The organism is Flavobacterium galactosidilyticum, assembly GCF_020911945.1.
GTDB lineage: Bacteria > Bacteroidota > Bacteroidia > Flavobacteriales > Flavobacteriaceae > Flavobacterium > Flavobacterium galactosidilyticum.
Window position 1 is genome coordinate 551,225 of sequence record NZ_CP087135.1, and the last position, 20,086, is coordinate 571,310.

The 20,086-nt window shown below is 34.9% G+C and carries 11 protein-coding genes; 6 read left to right on the forward strand and 5 right to left on the reverse strand.

Features of this window, described 5'->3' with window-relative positions; genetic code table 11:
* The first annotated feature begins 18 nt into the window (after positions 1-18).
* On the forward strand, positions 19-1,926 hold the full coding sequence (gene acs, locus LNP27_RS02455; protein ID WP_229942937.1) for an acetate--CoA ligase: 1,908 nt from the start codon (positions 19-21) through the stop codon (positions 1,924-1,926).
* A 64-nt stretch (positions 1,927-1,990) separates the two neighbouring features.
* Here the strand turns inward: acs and LNP27_RS02460 are convergent, their stop codons facing one another.
* The 5 genes from LNP27_RS02460 to LNP27_RS02480 form a co-directional block, all read right to left on the reverse strand.
* Complete coding sequence (locus LNP27_RS02460; RefSeq protein WP_229942938.1) at positions 1,991-2,683, reverse strand: fibronectin type III domain-containing protein; 693 nt, start codon at positions 2,681-2,683, stop codon at positions 1,991-1,993.
* A gap of 2 nt (positions 2,684-2,685) precedes the next feature.
* The gene (locus LNP27_RS02465) at positions 2,686-6,024 is read right to left on the reverse strand and encodes an alpha-amylase family glycosyl hydrolase (protein WP_229942939.1); all 3,339 of its coding nucleotides are present in this window, start codon (positions 6,022-6,024) and stop codon (positions 2,686-2,688) included.
* Positions 6,025-6,098: 74 nt separating this feature from the next.
* Positions 6,099-7,199, reverse strand: a complete 1,101-nt coding sequence (locus LNP27_RS02470) for a SusE domain-containing protein (protein WP_229942940.1) — start codon at positions 7,197-7,199, stop codon at positions 6,099-6,101.
* Between the two features lie 20 nt (positions 7,200-7,219).
* On the reverse strand, positions 7,220-8,827 hold the full coding sequence (locus LNP27_RS02475; protein WP_147674412.1) for a RagB/SusD family nutrient uptake outer membrane protein: 1,608 nt from the start codon (positions 8,825-8,827) through the stop codon (positions 7,220-7,222).
* Positions 8,828-8,863: 36 nt separating this feature from the next.
* Complete coding sequence (locus tag LNP27_RS02480; protein WP_229942941.1) at positions 8,864-11,839, reverse strand: SusC/RagA family TonB-linked outer membrane protein; 2,976 nt, start codon at positions 11,837-11,839, stop codon at positions 8,864-8,866.
* Between the two features lie 233 nt (positions 11,840-12,072).
* On the opposite strand from LNP27_RS02480, the gene LNP27_RS02485 reads away from it, so the two are divergent.
* From LNP27_RS02485 to LNP27_RS02505, 5 genes are all read left to right on the forward strand, one after another.
* Positions 12,073-13,098, forward strand: a complete 1,026-nt coding sequence (locus LNP27_RS02485; protein ID WP_229942942.1) for a LacI family DNA-binding transcriptional regulator — start codon at positions 12,073-12,075, stop codon at positions 13,096-13,098.
* 219 nt (positions 13,099-13,317) lie between these two features.
* Positions 13,318-14,847, forward strand: coding sequence for an MFS transporter (locus LNP27_RS02490; protein WP_229942943.1), 1,530 nt, complete (start codon positions 13,318-13,320; stop codon positions 14,845-14,847).
* A complete protein-coding gene (gene pgmB, locus LNP27_RS02495; RefSeq protein WP_229942944.1) occupies positions 14,840-15,487 on the forward strand; it encodes a beta-phosphoglucomutase in 648 nt (215 codons plus the stop codon). The genes LNP27_RS02490 and pgmB overlap by 8 nt, the downstream gene beginning before the upstream one ends.
* Before the next feature lie 105 nt (positions 15,488-15,592).
* Positions 15,593-17,884, forward strand: coding sequence for a glycoside hydrolase family 65 protein (locus LNP27_RS02500; RefSeq protein WP_229942945.1), 2,292 nt, complete (start codon positions 15,593-15,595; stop codon positions 17,882-17,884).
* Between the two features lie 35 nt (positions 17,885-17,919).
* Positions 17,920-20,034 carry a glycoside hydrolase family 97 protein gene (locus LNP27_RS02505; RefSeq protein WP_229942946.1) on the forward strand — a complete coding sequence of 705 codons (2,115 nt, stop codon included), beginning with the start codon at positions 17,920-17,922 and terminating at the stop codon, positions 20,032-20,034.
* Positions 20,035-20,086: the final 52 nt, after the last annotated feature.

Sequence of the window (20,086 nt, forward strand, 5' to 3'; positions counted from 1 at the left end):
ACTAAAACTATTTATAAAATGAGTCGTTACAAAATAAACAATTTAGAAGAATACTTTAAAGAATACAAAAAATCAATTCGTGAGCCAAGAAAATTCTGGGGCAAAATTGCCGCAGAAAACTTCATGTGGTACCAGCAGTGGGACAAAGTATTTGATTTTAACATGGCTGAAGCCGAAATAAAATGGTTTACCGATGCTAAAGTTAATATTACAAAAAACTGTATTGACAGACATCTAGCTAAAAAAGGGGACAAAACAGCAATTATTTTCGAACCTAACGATCCAAGTGAAGAAGCGATACACATTACCTACAATGAGTTACATCAAAAGGTTTGCAAAATGGCAAATGTACTTCGTGAGCAAGGCATAAAAAAAGGAGACCGAGTGTGTATTTATTTACCCATGATTCCTGAATTAGCTGTAACAATTTTAGCATGCGCCAGAATTGGAGCAATACACTCTGTTGTTTTTGCTGGATTTTCAGCATCAGCAGTAACAGCTAGAATTAATGATAGTGAGTGTAAAATGGTTATCACATCTGATGGTGGATACCGTGGAAATAAAACCATTGACTTAAAAAGTATTGTTGATGAAGCTTTAGAAAAAACACCATGTGTTGAAAAGGTTTTAGTAGTTAAAAGAATCAATACTGAAATTAAAATGAAAGAAGGTCGTGACCAATGGTTACAACCACTTTTAGACGAAGCATCAGATAATAATGCTGCTGAAATCATGGATGCTGAAGATCCTTTATTCATACTTTATACTTCAGGTTCAACTGGAAAACCAAAAGGAATGGTTCATACCACCGCAGGTTACATGGTTTATACCGCTTACACTTTTAAAAATGTTTTTAATTATGAAGACAATGACATTTTTTGGTGTACCGCTGATATCGGTTGGATCACTGGACACTCTTATATTTTATACGGTCCATTATTGAATGGTGCAACAACAGTAATTTTCGAAGGTGTTCCATCGTACCCTGATTACAGTCGTTTTTGGGAAGCAATAGAAAAGCATAAAGTTACTCAATTTTATACTGCACCTACCGCTATTAGAGCTTTAGCAAAAGAAAGCCTTTCTTACGTTCAAAAATATCCTTTAGCCTCTCTAAAAGTTATTGGTTCCGTAGGAGAGCCTATAAATGAGGAGGCATGGCATTGGTACAATGACCACGTAGGAGGGAAAAGGTGTCCCCTTGTAGATACGTGGTGGCAAACTGAAACCGGTGGAATTCTAATTTCGCCATTGGCATTTGTAACGCCTACAAAACCAACTTACGCTTCACTACCATTACCTGGTATTCAACCTACATTGATGGATGAAAAAAGAAACGAAATAGAAGGAAATCAAGTTACAGGTAGTTTGTGTATCAAAACACCTTGGCCAGGGATTGCAAGAACTATTTGGGGTGATCATCAACGCTATAAAGAAACCTACTTTTCTGCCTTTCCAGGCAAATACTTCACTGGTGACGGCGCTTTACGTGACGAAGTAGGATATTACAGAATCACAGGCCGTGTAGATGATGTAGTAATCGTTTCTGGTCATAATCTAGGAACTGCTCCTATTGAAGATGCTATCAATGAGCATCCAGCAGTAGCTGAATCTGCTATTGTAGGTTTCCCACATGATATTAAAGGAAATGCTTTATACGGATTTGTAATTCTTAAAGAAACAGGAGAATACCGTGATAGAGAAAACCTTACTAAAGAGATTAATCAACAAATTTCAGATCACATTGGTCCAATCGCCAAAGTAGATAAAATTCAATTTGTATCTGGATTACCTAAAACACGTTCAGGAAAAATTATGCGTCGAATATTGCGTAAAATTGCTGAAGGTGATTACTCTAATTTTGGAGATATTTCTACTTTATTAAATCCAGAAATTGTGGAAGAAATAAAAAACGGAAAATTATAAAAACGAAATATTAAAACCATAAAAAAGGCTGTCAGTTAATGGACAGCCTTTTTGCTTTTATAAATTAATTAGTCTTAAAACTCCAAATTTGACCTATTACTTCTCCTCCTTTATTGTCTTTTACTACTACTTTCCAATAATAATTTGTTGAAGAGTTAGTGCTCACATCAAAAGTTTTCGACAACTGATTTGTAGTTACTTTTTGAGTAGGCGGATTTGTAGTACCCAAATACACATCATAAACTAAAATGTCATCTTTATCAACATCTGCTGCATTCCAACTTAGAGTGATAACACCCGAATTTAACATTGAATTCAAAGTTGGCGCAACTAATTCTGGCGCAAAAGGCAAATGATTTCCCGCAACAACTCCTTCTGTGTAAAAACTATAAACAGACGAATAATCACTTGACAAATTTTTAGTATCCGTAGCTTTTACACGCCAATAATAACTTTTGCCTTTATCTAATGTAACCGAAAAATTAGTTGCAATTATTTCAGTAGTTTTTACAATTTGCGTAAACTGATTGTCGGTTGAAATTTGAATACTATAGGTTATTGCATCGTTATTTTTATCTGTTGATTTCTCCCATTGAAAATTAACTAAATTACTCATACATAAACTAACATTAGCAGGCAATGCCAGTAGTGGTGCCGTGGGCGCCAGATTCGTTTCGGGAGTAGTTTCAGAATCTGAACCACTTCCACAAGAAATCATAAATAAACTAATACAGGCTATATAAATATACTTTTTCATAATTATTTTTTTATTACAGAAACAGTTGTTATACTTTCTAACCCCAATTTTACTAAATAAACACCTACCGCTAGGCTTTCTATATTCAATTGTACTTTGTTATTTAAAACAGCGTACTTTTTGTTTGAGATTAGTGCTCCAGCGGTATTATAAATTTCAATTGGAATTTCCGATTTAGAAGTTACCACTGCTATTTCAAAATGATTTGATGTTGGATTTGGAAATAACAAAGCTAAATCATCCGTTTTATCAATCACTTTAGAAAAAGTACCTTCACATAATTTTGCTGTTTTTACTTCTAATAAATCTCCTTTTTGCACATTAAGGGAAAAAGTAGAGGAATCAGTTTCAAATTGTTCCAATCCATTTATAGAAACCTGAAAAGGCGCTGTTCCATCAGTCATTTCAATTGCAATTTTATCAAAATCCATTACAGATTTAGCCGAAATACTAGCTCCTTTAGGAATAACAATAGTATAGCACTGCTCATACGATTCTCCTTCTACACCTATACATAGTGAATAAGTATTAGGAACTAGATTGTTAATCAACAAAGTGTTATTTGAAAATGAATAATATTGCCCATTAACTGTAGCATAATAGTTGTGTTTTTCTATAGCCGAAATGCTTATTTCACCATTATTCTTATTCAAACAAGATTCTTCTTTTGCAATTATTGTAAAATTATTTTTAGGCAATGCAAAATTTGCTGTTGTAAAATCTAAACTTGATTTTTTGTTTCCATAAATTCTATAACCGCCAGCTGGTACTGCAATTGTCATATTTACATCGGTAACGGTTAAAGGTTTGTTGTCTATTAAATTATACCAAGTTCCTGTGTATTGAAAAGCTGTGGGTACATTTTTAGTTGTAACATCAAAATTGGCAATAATCAAAACATCTTTTAATACTGTTGAAGCTAGTTCCGAATTAGTAATTTTAATATTTACATTTAGTGAATTTGCATTAGCAATCGTAGGTGTTCCTAAAAATACTGGTTCTGTAGTTTTAAGTGCAATAAATTTTGCCCAATCAGAGTAAATTTTATTTCTGTTTGCATTAGCTAACCAGTTATCTGCCCATTGTTGCTGTGGTTTTGTATCTAATTTACAATCTCCTGCAATAGTAGCCGAAGCATCATTTACAGTTCCATTATTACAAGTAAAAATAGAAGCTTCGTAACCTAAATCGCCAAAATGCCAAATCATTTTTGGTCCTGGAACCAACAACGAAACCGCTCCAATTGCTGACATTCTTGACAAAGCCGTATTCAAATCTTTTACGTTATGGGCTGCATTTGTACTATTCCCAAACTTCAAATTCTTATACATTAAACGCTCTTCGTCATGACTTTCGGCATAACCCATTAATCGATTGGTTGTAAAACCACGACTATTACTAGACATTCCAGAAATAGAACTGGCGAAGCCCATAGACAATTCGTTGTAAGCACTATTCATATTTCCCCACATCATGATTCCTTTCCTAGGGGATTCATTTATACGGTAATTAGCCCACTGTTGCTCTTCTAGATTTGTACCTAAATGCTCAAAAATAGTATAGTGAGTTGGATCTAAAGTCCAAGAATAATCAGCATATTTTTTCAGTACATCCACTCTATCTTGTTGATAAGCATTGGTACAACTTTCATCTGCTGCGGTACAATTTTGAGTAAATCCTTTGGTTAAATCCCAACGAAAACCATCAATTTTATACTCTTCAATCCATTGCTTAATCACCCGCATTACATAGTTTTGAGTTCTAGTAGATTGATGATTGAAATCTTCTCCAACATTATAACTGTGTTTTGCAACCGTATTAAAATAAGGATTTTCAGTTGTTGGCGAACCAAAACCATCTCCATCAGGATCATTCATCCACATTCGAACCATCGGATTTCTTCCAAAAGCATGATTTAAAGCAACATCCAAAATTACGGCAATCCCGTTTTGATGATAAATATCAATGAGTTCTTTCAGTTTGTCTGAAGTGCCATAAAACTTATCCAAAGCCATGTGGAATGAGGTATTGTAACCCCAACTTTCATTGCCTTCAAACTCCATGACTGGCATCAACTGGATTGCATTTATTTTAAGATTTTTAAAGTATGCTATTTTATCAATTAAACTTTGATAATTTCTATTGGCATCAAAATCACGAACTAAGACCTCATAAACCACCAAATTATCTTTAGATGGTTTTACAAAATTAGTCACTTGCCAATTGTAGGGAGTCTGCCCTGTTTTAAGAACTGTCACTTCAAATTGCTGTCCAGATGGATAAACAGGCATGTTAGGATAATTCTTGCTCGGAATTCCGGGATCATCATAAGGCGACAAAACCAATGTAGAATATGGATCGGCTGTTTTTACCATAGAAGGTGAATTTGCAAGCGGAGTAGCATCCACCACCCAATATTGATACATATTGTTTACTCCAGAAACCAATCCCGATAATTCTAGCCAAAATTTTCCCGAAATAGGATCTTTTTTCATGGCATAGGCCGATGAAGGTTGCCAATTATTAAAACTTCCTGCAACGTAAACAAAATCTTTTAAGGGAGCATCAAGAACTAAAGTTGCTTTTGTAAAATCTGTCGAATTATAATTAATTCCATCAACTAAACCCATTAGCATTACTTCTGAAACGGTATTTGGATTTACTACAACCGAAAACTTTTTAATCAGCGTTGTAGCGCCCTGGGTTACCGCTAATTCGTAAATTTGATTCGTTATAATATTTGTATGAGAATAGGAATAACTAGAAGTACTTGCATTTGTATTGATTACACTCCCATTTGCTTTTAACGAATAACTCGCCACTCCATTTGTATTTGTGGCTGTAATAGTAAAGTTTGAACCAGAAGTTAAAACTGTAGTACTGTTTTCAATTGGTTTTGTTAATGAGACTTGAAAAGCTCCAACTTCAACCAGAATATCCTGTGATTTTTTATCACCAGTTCCGTTTTTTGCTTTTACTAAAAATCCAATTTTTCCAATACCCGTTGTGTTGTAATAGATCGCCGGGGTAATCGTCTTGGTATAAGTATCTGTTGCAGCATTGTAGGTAAATTTACTTGCTTCACTTGATGCTGTCCAATCTCCGTTGTTTGGAGTTCCTTTTTCGGAGGTATCATTTGTATCAAAAGCCCATGCCCATAAATACAAAGCATTAGCAGTTACTCCCCACGTAGCTTCATTTATACTGCTTCCATTTATAGTAATGGTAATTGCTTGGTTTTCGTCAAATGTGTTTGGAATTATGGAATAAGTAGCCGTTTGTTGTTGGGCAAAAAATTTCACCGACAACAAAAGAAATACTAATAGTATTTTTTTTTTCATAAGTAAGTTTGGTTTAGTTAATAGGTTAAAAAAAAGGCTACCTGAATCAGATAGCCTTTCAATATGTTTAAATTTTATTCTTGGTTAGGAATCAATAAGTAGCTTCCATCTAAATCATTAAAATAAATTAAGTATTTCGATTTTCCTACTGGAATATTGTCTCCTGTTCCTCCACCAGAGAAAGCAGTTTTGCCTCCCCAGCTGACATCCCAAGCATCATTTGCTCTAAATTTAGCTTCACCGTCAATTAGTGCAGTTACACCCAATGACCACATGTGCGCATCAAAAGTAGATTGTTTCATGGCTGTTGAAGCATCCCAACCTTTAGGAGTACTGCTACCAATAATTCCTACTGTTGTGTACGTTGCTTTTGCTGAAGCATCAAAAGCCACCAATGTGTACTCTAAGGTTTCAGTATTCATGCTAAAGGTGTAAAAACCATCAGCAGCAATTTCAAAACTTGCTGGATCTGCGTCGGCATCGGTATTTCTAGGAGCCATTTTTGTAGCATCTGCTTTACCTAACATTGGAACCCAACTTCCTAATTTAGAAATTACTTTGAATGCTCCTTTTTTGAAAAAACCAGTGAATTTGTAGTCACTTGCACTTGTACCGCTTCTAAACATTGGTTGATTTCCTTTGTTATTATCCCAACCAGAAACGGTAGCATCACCCACTAAATACCAATCAACAAAATCGTAAGTAAGTCTTCCTGTGTAAGGAGTTACTGTAACAGTTATTGGCATTTTAGATGTCATTGCTAATCCTTTTGAAACATCAGAAATGACTTTAATATCAAGTTGAGCTACTTGATCAGGAATTGCTCCTAACTCAATCGCTGCCTGATTTAACGTTTTTACCGTAACGGCAAGTTCAGTTGCATTACTTATAGTTCCAAGATTGACAGGAGCCGAAAAATCTCCTCCTTTTTTATCTATTACTACAGTATAGTTCACCACCACGTTTTGGTCATATTCTGCTGCTGACCAAACAAAAGTTTCTGCAACTTTTGAAGCGTCATTTTCATCTAAAATATATTGTTTTCCAGATAAAGGCGTCTTAAATTCTGGCCCAGCAATTGCTGTAAGAACCGTTCTGTTGTCTACATCATCTGCATTACATGAAACAGCCAATACACCAACAAATGCGATTAAAATTTTATATATGTTTTTCATTTTAATGTTTTTATAAGATGTTAGTATCCTGGATTTTGCTTTAACGTTGGATTTGCCTGAATATTTCTTGCCGGAATTGGCATTAAATCTCTGTATGATTCAGTAGCTCTACCATTTATTGAACCGCCTTTCCATTGCCATAATTTATCACCTCCGGTGAATTTACCAAAACGAATTAAATCCGTTCTACGGTGACATTCCCAAAACAATTCTCTTCCTCTTTCATCTAAAATAAAATCAAGAGTTAACGTTGAACTAGCAACTTGTAGCGCATTTGCTCTAGTTCTTAATTTATTGATGTATCCCACTGCTGTGTTTATATCTGCACCAGCAGCACCTCTTACGGCACATTCAGCGTACATTAAATACACATCTGACAAACGGAACATTGGAAAATCGATATCTGGAATATCATTTCTTTGAGCCGCAGAACCATTCGCATTTTTATTGATGAACTTTGTTACAGCATAGCCATCTGTAAAAGTACCAACATTATTAATGTCTTTTGATTGACCGTCTGTGTAAAATGTTCCTCTTTTATCTGCAGTTCCAGTAGCATCAGCAAAAAGATTTACAAACTCCCTACGAGTTCTAATTCCTTGCCATCCACCGTCCATACCGCGAGAAGCAGCGTCCATACTACCGCCGATAGAAGCGTGCATGATAAAACTCATTCCTCCACCAGTAGCTCTAATGGCATTTCCATCTCCAACAATTGGAAAGATAACTTCGCTTTGAGCACCGTTTGTATTGTTATCAGCCGAAAACAGGTAGGCATAAGGAACATTTGCAAAAGTATATCCTGAGTTATCAATTATCTCTTTAGATAATGTCGCCGCTTCACTAAATTTATCAGTTCCTGTATATACTTTGGCATTTAGGTAAACCTTAGCTAATAAAAATTTAGCTGCAGTTTTATCAACTCTACCGTATTCATTACTCTTTGAAGCAGCTAGACTTGCGTCGATGTCTTTCAACTCAGACTCAACATAAGCAAAAACTTCAGCTCTTGTTTTTTGTTCAGGATAATAAAACCCAACAGGATCATTTTCTGTCGTGATAGGCACGTTTCCGAATAAATCCATTAAATTATAGTAAGAGAAAGCTCTTAAAAAACGAGCTTCAGCTCTAAAAGTGGAAATCTCTGCTTTCAAATCGGCATCAACACCTCTTGCTGTTAATTTCTCATCGGTCGTTTGTCTTAAAAACTCATTAGCAACACTAATGTGATAAAACGCTCTAGAGAAAGTTCCCTCCAAAAATTCGTTTGCTGGCGACCACGTTTGTGCATTTAAAGTTGGTAAAGCACCATCTGCCCAAGCAATAATAGCCTCATCTGTAGAAAGCTCTTGCGTTACAAAAAGCAATCGCAAATAACTACTAAAATCACCACCAAGACCAGCAATATCTGCTGCTCCATCTCCGTCATTCCCTCCTACATACAAACCTGCATATAACTTTGCTAATACTTCTTTGTACGAAGCTGGATCTTGAAAAAAGGTTTCCGATAAAAATTCATCATCATCCTTCGGCGTCACATCTAAGTCGCTCGTACACGAGCTAAGCGTCATATTTAATCCTAAAATGAATAGGAAAAAATAAGATATATATTTAAATGATATTTTCATTTTCTTAATTTTTTAAATTTAGTTTTCAGTCTACTATTAGAAATTGGCATTCACACCAATCAAGAAGGTTCTTGCTCTTGGGTAAACGTTATTATCAATTCCGTTGAATTTCTCTGGATCTAAACCACCATATTTTGTTAGAATTAAAACGTTTTGAACTCCAGCTGTAAATCGTAAAGAAGCTGCTTTTAATAATGTTTTGTCAAAAGTGTATCCAACAGTTACATTATCCAATTTGATAAAAGAAGCGTCTTTTACAAAATAATCAGATAAATAACGTTGTGTACCATTGTCTTCAAAAGTAAAACCAGTATTAAAATAATCTGAACTTACGTTAGATAAATCGGTTTGTCTTCTTAAACCTGCGTCAGAATATCCTAAATTAGAACTTACGTTATCAAAAATATAGTTCCCTAAACTTGCTCTCCAGTTCATAGTAAAATCAAACTTTTTGTAGTTTAAAGTCGAGAATAAACCAAAAGTGTAATCTGCTGCTGGTTTTTGGTATCTGTATCTATCTGCTGTATCAATTTTTCCATCTTCATTTCTATCCACATAAGCACCTTGTATTGGTCTTTTTTCAGCGTCGTACAATTGCTCATAAACTAGGAATGAATTTGGTGTAAACCCTACAGAATTGATTTGCACTTTATTTCCGTTACCTCCAGCAATATTATCTCCTGCTAAATACCCTTGAAAACCAGGAACTGTAATTCCTAACTCCGTAATTTTTTGGTCAATGTAAGTAGTATTGAAAGCTACATTCCAAGTTAAGTCATCCGTTTTCACGATATCAGATTCGATACTAAACTCAACCCCTTTCGTTCTTACACTACCAATATTAAAGAACCCTTGATTTCTTAAATTCGCACCATCTGGAACAGCAATATCTGCTAATAAATCTGAAGATTTTTTATCAAAATAGTTAATAGATCCCGTAATTCTGTTGTTTAAGAATCCGTAGTCAATACCAACGTTAGTCTCAGCCAATTCCTCCCATTTAATGTCTTCATTATATCCTTCAGGTCTGGCCGTTGAATAAATAGTATTACCAAAAATATACTGGGAATTGATTGTTCCTGTAGTTACTCTTTGCAAGTAATCATACTGTGCAGAAATATCTTGTTGACCAGTAGTTCCGTATCCAACTCTTAATTTTAAAGTCGAAAGGGTTTCATTGTCTTTTAAGAATTCTTCTTCAGATAAATTCCATGCTAAGGCAGCTCCACCAAAATTACCCCATCTGTTTTCTTTAGAGAAACGAGAAGTTCCGTCTCTTCTGTAGTTTAAAGTCAGTAAATAACGGCTGTCGTATCCTAAATTCAAACGTCCGAAGTACGATTGCAAGTTGATGTCTGGATCTGTAGCAACATCTTCATTAGGATTTGGTTGTATGGTTTCTCCTGATTGGTATTTTTCTTTTTGAAACAATTGGTAGTTGTAACCAGCAGTTGCGTCAATTTTTAATTTCCCTAAATCTTTACTATAATTAAAATAAGCATTTAAGTTTTTATTCTGAAGTGCATCTGTGTAGTTAGAATAGTTGCCTAAATTCACATAACCTGGGTCAGAAAACGCTTTTGGCTGATATCCTAAAGCACTTTGAGTACTTACTTCTGTAAATCCGCTACTATCAAATCTATCAATACCTGCTTCAACTACAGCTCTCAAGTCTTCAAAGAAATGAAGTTTATAGTCTAACCTTACATTACCCCATTTTCTGGTAGAAGTAGCTCTTCTTTCATCTTGATTCAATCTGGCAACAGGATTTCTAGCGGGCAATAAAGGTAAATTTCCGTTTGACTCTAACCATTCAAAATAACCTCCGTAACGAGAACCTGTTTGGTATACTGATTGTGTTGGATCAAATCCGATGGCACTACCAATAATCGCTCCTTCATCTTGAAATTGGTTTTTACCAAAAGATAAATTTCCGCTAATATCGATTTTCAAGTGATTGTCAAATAAAACAGGGTTTAACGAGATCGATGTCGTAGTTCTCTCAAAAGAGGTATTTCTTAAGATTCCTGGATTATCAACATTTCCAACAGATAAACGAACTGGTAATTTATTAAACAAAGCACCACTTACAGAAATATTATTGTTAGTAGTTAAAGCTGTATGAAAAATTTCATCTTGCCAATTTGTGTTTGAAGTTCCTAATAAGGCTTGCTGCGCTGCAGTACCTTTTGTATTTACTAATTCGCGATATTGGTCTGCATTCATTACATCAACTGTGTTGGCAACCGTATTCACACCAACTTGAGAGCTAAAATTCACTTTTACTTTTCCTTTAGACCCTTTTTTAGTTGTAATTACAATTACACCATTTGCAGCTCTAGATCCGTAAATTGCAGCTGCCGACGCATCTTTCAAAACCGTAAAAGACTCAATATCGTTTGGATCGATTGTAGATAAAACACTTGTAGAACCACTTGGAACTGAGTTACTCAAAGGCAAACCATCCAAAACAATTAAAGGCTCATTGGAAGCATTTAATGAAGATCCTCCACGAATACGAATATCGGCTTTTGCACCTGGAGAACCTCCCCCTGTTACATTCACACCAGAAATACGCCCACTAATTAAGCTTTCTGGAGTTACGTTTTGACCTTTGTTAAATTCCTTTGCAGAAATTTGAGAAACAGATCCCGTAGCATCTTTTTTCTTAACAGTTCCATAACCTACTTGAACCACTACTTCTTGAAGTACATTTTGATCTTCTTCTAGTGAAACCGTTATTGCTTTTTGTTCATTGTAAGTAATGACCGTATTTGCATAACCAATGAAAGAAAATACGATTTTTGCGCCTTTCTGAACATTTGACATTTGAAACTTTCCGTCAAAATCTGTTGAAACACCAGTTGTGCTACCTTCTACATTTACGTTTACTCCCGGAATAGGCTGTCCTGATGCTTTATCAAGAACAGTTCCACCTAGTGTATTCTGAGCCAGAATACTTAAAGGAAATAACAGTACTAAAAATAACAACTTTTTATAAATTGTTTTCATACTTTTTGTTTAAATTGTTTAAATATTAATTAAGATTTAAAGCTTAACTTTTACTTCGAATGTTAAATCTATGCAAATTTTTTTTCATTTGACACGTTCCATCTGTAACGAGCTTACGAAAACGTAATAGTGTTGAAAACTTTCTATTTTAATTCGATTACAAGTGATTTAATTATCAAATACGAAATAATATTTTACCTTTATTACGAATTCAATTTCGTCACTATAGCATCATGAAAAGAAAAATAACACTCAAACAAATCGCAAAAGAATTAGACGTATCTATATCAACTGTTTCTAAATCACTACGCAATAGTCCAGAAATAGGCGAAGAAACTAGACTAAAAGTGCAGGCTTTTGCCAAATTTTATAATTACAGACCTAATAATATAGCGTTAAGTTTAAAAAATAGAAAAACCAAGACCATTGGAATTATTATACCTGAAATTGTTCATCATTTTTTCGCTACGGTAATCAACGGAATAGAGCAAGTAGCTAATGAAAACGGTTATAGTGTAATTATTTGCTTATCTGACGATTCTTTTGATAAAGAAGTACTAAATATGGAAATGCTTGCAAATGGAAGTATCGATGGTTTTATAATGTCGCTTTCTAAGGAAACGCAGTTTAAAGGTGACTTTCATCATATTACAGAAGTTATCGATCAAGGAATGCCTGTAGTATTATTTGACCGAGTAACCAACGAAATCCTTTGTGACAAAGTAATAATCGACGATAAAACCGCAGCTTATGAGGCGGTGCAAAGCTTAATAGATAAGGGACGCAAAAAGATAGCTCTCGTAACTACTGTTGATTACGTCAGCGTAGGCAAGCTTCGTACGGATGGCTATATAAAAGCATTATTAGACAATGACCTTCCTTTTAACGAAAAACTGATTATAAAGATTGAAGATATTGATACTTGCGAAATTACGATAGCAAAATTATTAGAGGACAAAGCAATCGATGCCGTTTTTGCAGTCAACGAATTGTTTGCCGTGACCATTATAAAGACAGCTCACAAAATAGGTTTGAACGTCCCTAAAGACCTTGCCGTCATTGCCTTTACTGACGGTATCATTTCTAAATACTCCACTCCTACTATCACTACAGTGAGTCAAAGCGGGATAAAAATGGGTAATAAAGCAGCAAGGATGCTAATTGATAGACTGGAAAGCGAAGAAGATCAAGAAAACGAAAACTACACAACAGAAGTGATTGAAACTCATTTAATTGAAAGAGAATCTACGTTTCAATAAATACATTTCAGCATACGATACAATTTTTTCGTAGTTTTTTACTTACTCTATTTTTCACTACAACCTTGTAGTGAAAAATAAATTCTAATAATTATATCCAAAAAATAGAAAATTAAAATATCTTTTTATATTTACCTCTCAAAACTTTCACTTTTACTTCGAAAATAAGGTAGGTTTTGATAAGCATCGCGCTTATCGTATTAATTTTAAATTACGATAATGGAAAAGCGTACGTTAAGTTTCTGGCAAATTTGGAACATGAGTTTCGGATTTCTGGGAATTCAAATGGGTTTTGCATTGCAAAATTCAAATGTCAGCAGAATATTTCAAACTCTTGGCGCTAATATTGACGACATCCCTATTTTATGGGTAGCCGCACCATTGACTGGATTGATTATTCAACCTATAATTGGTTATTTTTCAGACAGAACATGGAATAAATTAGGACGAAGAAAACCCTATTTTTTAGTTGGAGCAATTTTAGCATCAGCCGCTTTATTCATAATGCCAAATTCACCGGTTTTATGGTTTGCCGCAGGAATGCTGTGGATTATGGACGCCTCGATTAATGTTTCGATGGAGCCTTTTAGAGCATTCGTTGGTGACAATTTACCAGAACAGCAACGTACCGCTGGTTTTGCAATGCAAAGTTTCTTTATTGGTATTGGCGCCTATTTTGCTTCAAAATTACCATTGATTTTCACTTATTACGGTGTGGAGAATACTGCTCCTCTTGGAATTATTCCCGACTCAGTAAAATACTCATTCTACTTAGGAGGAATCGTATTTTTATTGACAGTACTCTGGACGGTAATCCGTTCAAAAGAGTATTCTCCAGAAGAATTAGCTGCCTTTGAAAAACACAGAGAAAATACTTATGTCAAAGAAGAGCATTCTGCAGATTGGTTTACAAATAATGCCAAATCTCATCTTACAAAAGGACTGTTATTCTCCATCATCAGTGTTCTATTTTCATTGGCCATATTTCATTACGGTTTAAAAAAAGATCTCTATGTTTTATCAATTGGTCTGATAGGTGTGGGAGGAATTGCGATGTTGATTTCAGGAATGTTACAAAAGGGAAACCGAACCAGCAATGGATTTGTAACCATAATGAATGATTTTCAGTTCATGCCAAAAATCATGAAGCAATTAGCATGGGTACAGTTTTTTTCTTGGTTCGCGTTATTTTCTATGTGGATCTACACTACCCTGGCTGTTACGCAACATATTTATGGCACGACCGACACAACATCTGTGGCATATAATACAGGTGCGAATCAAGTGGGCGAAATGTTTGCTAACTATAATTTAATTGCAGCTATCGCCTCTTTCTTATTGCCTGTTTTGGCTAAGCACACTACTACAAAATTTACTCATTTTGTAGCTTTAGTATGCGGAGGACTTGGCCTTATTTCCATTTATTTTATAAATGAGCCTACTACTTTTACAATGGAATGGTTACCAATGATAGGAGTTGGAATCGCTTGGGCAAGTATCTTGTCTATCCCGTATGCCATGTTATCAGGATCATTGCCATCAAATAAAATGGGATACTACATGGGCGTTTTTAACTTTTTTATAGTTATTCCTCAATTAGTTGCCGCGTCTATCTTAGGTTTTTTAATAGCTACATTTTTTAACAGCGAACCTATTTATGCTCTTTTAATAGGCGGTACATCTATGATCATTGCCGGAGTGCTTTCGCTTACTATTTCTGAAAACTCAAAAATTAAATTAAATGAATAATAAAGCATTCATCTTCGATTTAGATGGAGTAATTGTTGACACCGCCAAATATCATTTCTTGGCTTGGAAAAAAATTGCAAATCAGCTCGGAATAAATTTTACTGAGGAACATAACGAACTTTTAAAAGGAGTGAGTCGCATACGATCTCTAGATATCATTTTAGAATTAGGAAAAAAAGAAGCTACTCAAGAAGAGAAAAACATGTGGCTAAAGCAAAAAAACGAAGACTATCTATCGCAACTGGCTGATATGGATGACAGAGAAATTCTTCCTGGAGTTTTTGAAGTTTTAAAATTTCTGAAAGATAACAACCAACCCATAGCTCTAGGATCAGCAAGCAAAAATGCTAGACCTATTCTAGAAAAAACCGGAATTCTATCTTATTTTGATGCTATCGTTGATGGAAATGATGTGACTAATGCCAAGCCAGATCCAGAAGTTTTTCTAATTGCAGCTAAATTATTAAATGTAAAACCCGAAAATGCAGTTGTTTTTGAAGATTCAGTTGCAGGAATTCAGGCTGCGAATATTGCCAACATGATAAGCATAGGAATTGGAGATAAAACTATTTTGCATGAAGCAAAGTATGTCTTTCAAGATTTCACAGTAATAAGCGAACAATTTTTAAAAGAATTATAACCATATAATTTTTTAACGCAAGACTAATTAAAAGCTATAATTAGTACACCTGTCAGCAAACCTTTAGTGTTTCCAAGATCGTGTGCTACTTTAAACGAAAAACAAATGAATCAAGATTATATAAAACCAGACAATTGGTGCATCATAGAAGAGGGATTTAACAGAGAAAGTGTTAAATCATCTGAAAGCTTATTTAGCATTGGCAACGGAGCCATGGGACAACGCGCTAACTTTGAAGAAAGTTATACTGGAGAGACCTTTCAAGGAAGTTACATCGCCGGAATTTATTATCCAGATAAAACTAAAGTGGGTTGGTGGAAAAACGGCTATCCTGAATATTTTGCAAAGGTATTAAATGCCCCAAACTGGATTGGGATAGATGTTGAAATAAACGGAGAAAAGCTAGATTTAAATACTTGTTCGTCGGTTAGAAATTTCAGACGGGTGTTAAACATGAAAGAAGGTTTGTACACGCGATCTTTTGAAGCTATCTTGAAAAACGGCACCGAAATTTCAGTTCATGCCACTCGTTTTCTCTCTCTTAATCTAGATGAAGTTGGATTAATTAATTATGAAATCATTCCTCTAAATAAGGATTCTAAAATCGTTTTTAAACCCTACATCGACGCAGGCGTGACCAATGAAGATGCCAATTGGGAAGAAAAATTCTGGGAACCACTGGACGTGAAAAAATCTGGAAATGAAGCTTTTGTAACTGCCCAAACTTTTAAAACGCATTTTAAAGTAACGACTTTTATGCATAACACCATCTTATCTAATGGTGAAAAAACAGCTATTTCGCCTTCAAATATTGATGTCAATAATGATAAAATCCAGTTTAGTTATGATGTAATTGTGGCTCAAGGCCAAAAAACATCAATACAGAAAATAGGAGGCTACACCGTTTCCTTGAATCATGATAACACGCTTACAGCTGCTGAAAAAGTGATTCAATCCGCTTTAGTATTAGGGTATAATAAAATACTACAAGACCAAATCGAATCTTGGGCAAAAATCTGGGAAATGTCAGACATTACAATAGAAGGTGATATTAAGGCACAGCAAGGAATTCGTTTCAATATTTTTCAGTTGAACCAAACCTATTTAGGAAAAGATTCTCGCTTAAATATTGGTCCAAAAGGATTTACAGGCGAGAAATATGGCGGATCGACCTATTGGGACACAGAAGCGTACTGTATCCCGTTTTACATGGCCACAAAAGATCAGGAAGTAGCTCGAAACTTACTAGCATACCGCTATAATCAGCTGGATAAAGCAATTGAAAACGCTACTAAATTAGGATTTTCTAATGGCGCAGCTTTATATCCAATGGTAACTATGAATGGCGAAGAATGCCACAATGAATGGGAAATTACATTTGAAGAAATTCATAGAAATGGGGCCATCGCATTTGCAATCTTTAACTTTTATAGATACACTGGTGATTACAGCTATATTCCTGAAAAAGGATTGGAAGTACTAATAGCCATCGCACGGTTCTGGCACCAAAGAGCCAATTTTTCTACTCACAAAAAACAATATGTAATTCTAGGAGTAACAGGTCCTAACGAGTACGAAAACAACGTCAACAATAATTTTTACACTAATTATATTGCTAAATGGTGTCTTGAATACACTTACCAACAAATTCAAAAAGTGTCTATTGAATATCCGTTAGATCATAAAAGAATTACCGAAAAAGTAAAAATAACAGATTCCGAATTACAATCATGGAAGAAAGTTTCAGACAATATGTACTTTCCATTTTCAGAGGAGCATAATGTGTATTTACAGCAAGACGGATTTTTAGATAAAGAACTTCTTCGGGTAGCTGACTTGGACAAAAGCCAAAGACCAATCAATCAAAAATGGTCTTGGGACCGAATTTTGCGTTCACCGTATATCAAACAAGCCGATGTATTACAATGTTTTTATTTCTTTGAAGATCATTTCACTAAAGAAGAATTAAAAAATAATTTTGAATTTTACGAGTCCTTTACTGTGCATGAAAGTTCGCTATCTCCTTGTGTGCATTCGATCCAAGCATCTTTGCTAGATAAAATGGACATGGCATACAGCTTCTACTTAAGAACTTCTAGATTAGATCTTGATGATTATAACAAAGAAGTGGAAGAAGGGTGTCATATTACATCCATGGCTGGAACTTGGATGAGTATTGTAGAAGGTTTTGGAGGGATGCGAATAAAAGATAATAAACTTCATTTTTCTCCAAAAATTCCTAAAGAATGGCAAGAATACTCTTTTAAAATCAACTTTAGAAATCAGATACTAAAAGTAGTCATTACCCAAAAAGAAACAAGCTTTTATACAAGCGGCGACAATGATTTACATATCATGGTCGATGGAAAATCAGTCTTGGCTAAAAAACTTGTATAAATAATCAATCAATATTTTTATCTAAAATAAGAACTATGAAAAAGTTAATTTTCGCTTTCTTTTTTTTGTTGGCAATTTGTACTACGAGTATAGCACAACAAATAAAATCACCCGAAGGAAATTTCATTATGGAGTTTTCTTTGCTTAAAGACGGAACACCAACCTACAGCCTTACCTATAAAAATAAGGAAGTAATAAAACCTAGTAAATTAGGTCTAGAATTAAAAAACGACAAAAAATCACTTTTAAATGATTTTGTAGTGGTGGATAGCAAAACATCAACTTTTGACGAAACCTGGCAACCAGTATGGGGTGAAGTCAATAAAATACGCAATCACTATAATGAGTTGGCAGTAACTTTAAATCAAAAAGAAACCGATAGAAAAATTATAATTCGCTTTCGATTATTTGCTGACGGTTTGGGCTTCCGCTATGAATTCCCAGCGCAGAAAAACCTAACTTATTTTATAGTCAAGGAAGAGAAAACGCAATTTGCAATGACAGGCGATCATACTGCATTCTGGATCCCTGGCGATTATGACACCCAAGAATACGATTACACACAATCAAAATTATCTGAAATTAGAGAATTAAGTGAAAAAGCATATACCGCAAATGTTTCGCAAAAATCATTTTCAACAACGGGAGTACAGACCTCTTTAATGATGAAATCAGCTGACGGATTATACATCAACTTACACGAAGCAGCCTTAATTAATTATTCCTGCATGCATTTGAACTTAGATGACAAGAACATGATTTTTGAATCTTGGCTAACACCAGATGCAAACGGAGACAAAGGCAACTTGCAAGCTCCTAATAATTCCCCTTGGAGAACAATAATTGTGAGCGACGACGCTCGCGAAATTTTAGCTTCAAAAATGACTTTGAATCTAAATGATCCCTCTAAAATTGAAGATACATCATGGATAAAACCTGTTAAATACATTGGCGTATGGTGGGAAATGATTACAGGAAAAAGCTCGTGGGCTTATACGAATGAATTGTCTTCAATCCAACTTGGCGTTACGGATTATAAAAAAGTAAAACCAAACGGAACGCATGCAGCTAATACGGCTCATGTAAAAGATTATATTGATTTTGCATCTAAGCACGGTTTTGATGCTGTTTTAGTTGAAGGTTGGAATGAAGGCTGGGAAGATTGGTTCGGAAATTCAAAGGATTATGTATTTGATTTTGTCACACCATATCCGGATTTCGACGTAAAAGGAATTCATGCTTACGCAAAAGCAAAAGGAGTAAAAATGATTATGCATCATGAAACCTCTGGCTCTGTTCGTAATTACGAACGCCACATGGATAAAGCATATCAATTTATGAATGACAATGGGTATAACGCTGTTAAAAGTGGTTACGTAGGCGCAATTTTACCTAACGGCGAAAATCATTACAATCAATGGGCAATAAACCATTATCAATATGCGCTGGAAAAAGCAGCTGAGTATAAAATCATGGTTAATGCTCACGAGGCAGTTCGTCCTACTGGAATTTCAAGAACTTATCCTAATTTAATAGGTAACGAATCAGCCAGAGGAACTGAATATCAAGCTTTCGGCGGTTCAAAAGCAAATCACGTCACTGTATTACCTTTTACAAGATTAATTGGAGGCCCAATGGATTATACTCCTGGTATTTTTGAAATGGACGTAAGCAAATTGAATCCTGATAACAAATCGCATGTAAACAGTACTATCGCAAATCAGTTAGCACTTTACGTAACAATGTACAGCCCATTGCAAATGGCAGCTGATTTAATCGAACATTATAATCAATTTCCAGACGCTTTTCAATTCATCAAAGATGTTGCTATAGACTGGGACGACAGCAAATATTTAGAAGCGGAACCTGGCGAGTATATTACTGTTGCTCGTAAAGCGAAAGGCACAAATAACTGGTTTTTAGGGAATGTAAATGGAAATAACAGCCGTACATCAACCATTAATTTTGATTTCTTAGAAAAAGACAAAAAATATACCGCCACTGTTTATGCTGATGCAAAAGACGCAAATTATAAAACAAACCCTCAAGCATATACTATCAAAAAAATTAAAGTAACCAACAAGTCAAAACTATCGCAACTATCAGCTCCTGGCGGAGGTTACGCGATAAGTATAATGGAAAACAAATAAAGGAATACGAACAACTAATAGTTGTAAAAATCATTAGTTGCCTTCCACTTTT

Excerpts from the sequence above, each read along its gene's own strand:
- acs (WP_229942937.1), top strand. The coding sequence starts at position 19 with ATGAGTCGTTACAAAATAAACAATTTAGAAGAATACTTTAAAGAATAC.
- LNP27_RS02460 (WP_229942938.1), bottom strand. The coding sequence starts at position 2,683 with ATGAAAAAGTATATTTATATAGCCTGTATTAGTTTATTTATGATTTCT.
- LNP27_RS02465 (WP_229942939.1), bottom strand. The coding sequence starts at position 6,024 with ATGAAAAAAAAAATACTATTAGTATTTCTTTTGTTGTCGGTGAAATTT.
- LNP27_RS02470 (WP_229942940.1), bottom strand. The coding sequence starts at position 7,199 with ATGAAAAACATATATAAAATTTTAATCGCATTTGTTGGTGTATTGGCT.
- LNP27_RS02475 (WP_147674412.1), bottom strand. The coding sequence starts at position 8,827 with ATGAAAATATCATTTAAATATATATCTTATTTTTTCCTATTCATTTTA.
- LNP27_RS02480 (WP_229942941.1), bottom strand. The coding sequence starts at position 11,839 with ATGAAAACAATTTATAAAAAGTTGTTATTTTTAGTACTGTTATTTCCT.
- LNP27_RS02485 (WP_229942942.1), top strand. The coding sequence starts at position 12,073 with ATGAAAAGAAAAATAACACTCAAACAAATCGCAAAAGAATTAGACGTA.
- LNP27_RS02490 (WP_229942943.1), top strand. The coding sequence starts at position 13,318 with ATGGAAAAGCGTACGTTAAGTTTCTGGCAAATTTGGAACATGAGTTTC.
- pgmB (WP_229942944.1), top strand. The coding sequence starts at position 14,840 with ATGAATAATAAAGCATTCATCTTCGATTTAGATGGAGTAATTGTTGAC.
- LNP27_RS02500 (WP_229942945.1), top strand. The coding sequence starts at position 15,593 with ATGAATCAAGATTATATAAAACCAGACAATTGGTGCATCATAGAAGAG.
- LNP27_RS02505 (WP_229942946.1), top strand. The coding sequence starts at position 17,920 with ATGAAAAAGTTAATTTTCGCTTTCTTTTTTTTGTTGGCAATTTGTACT.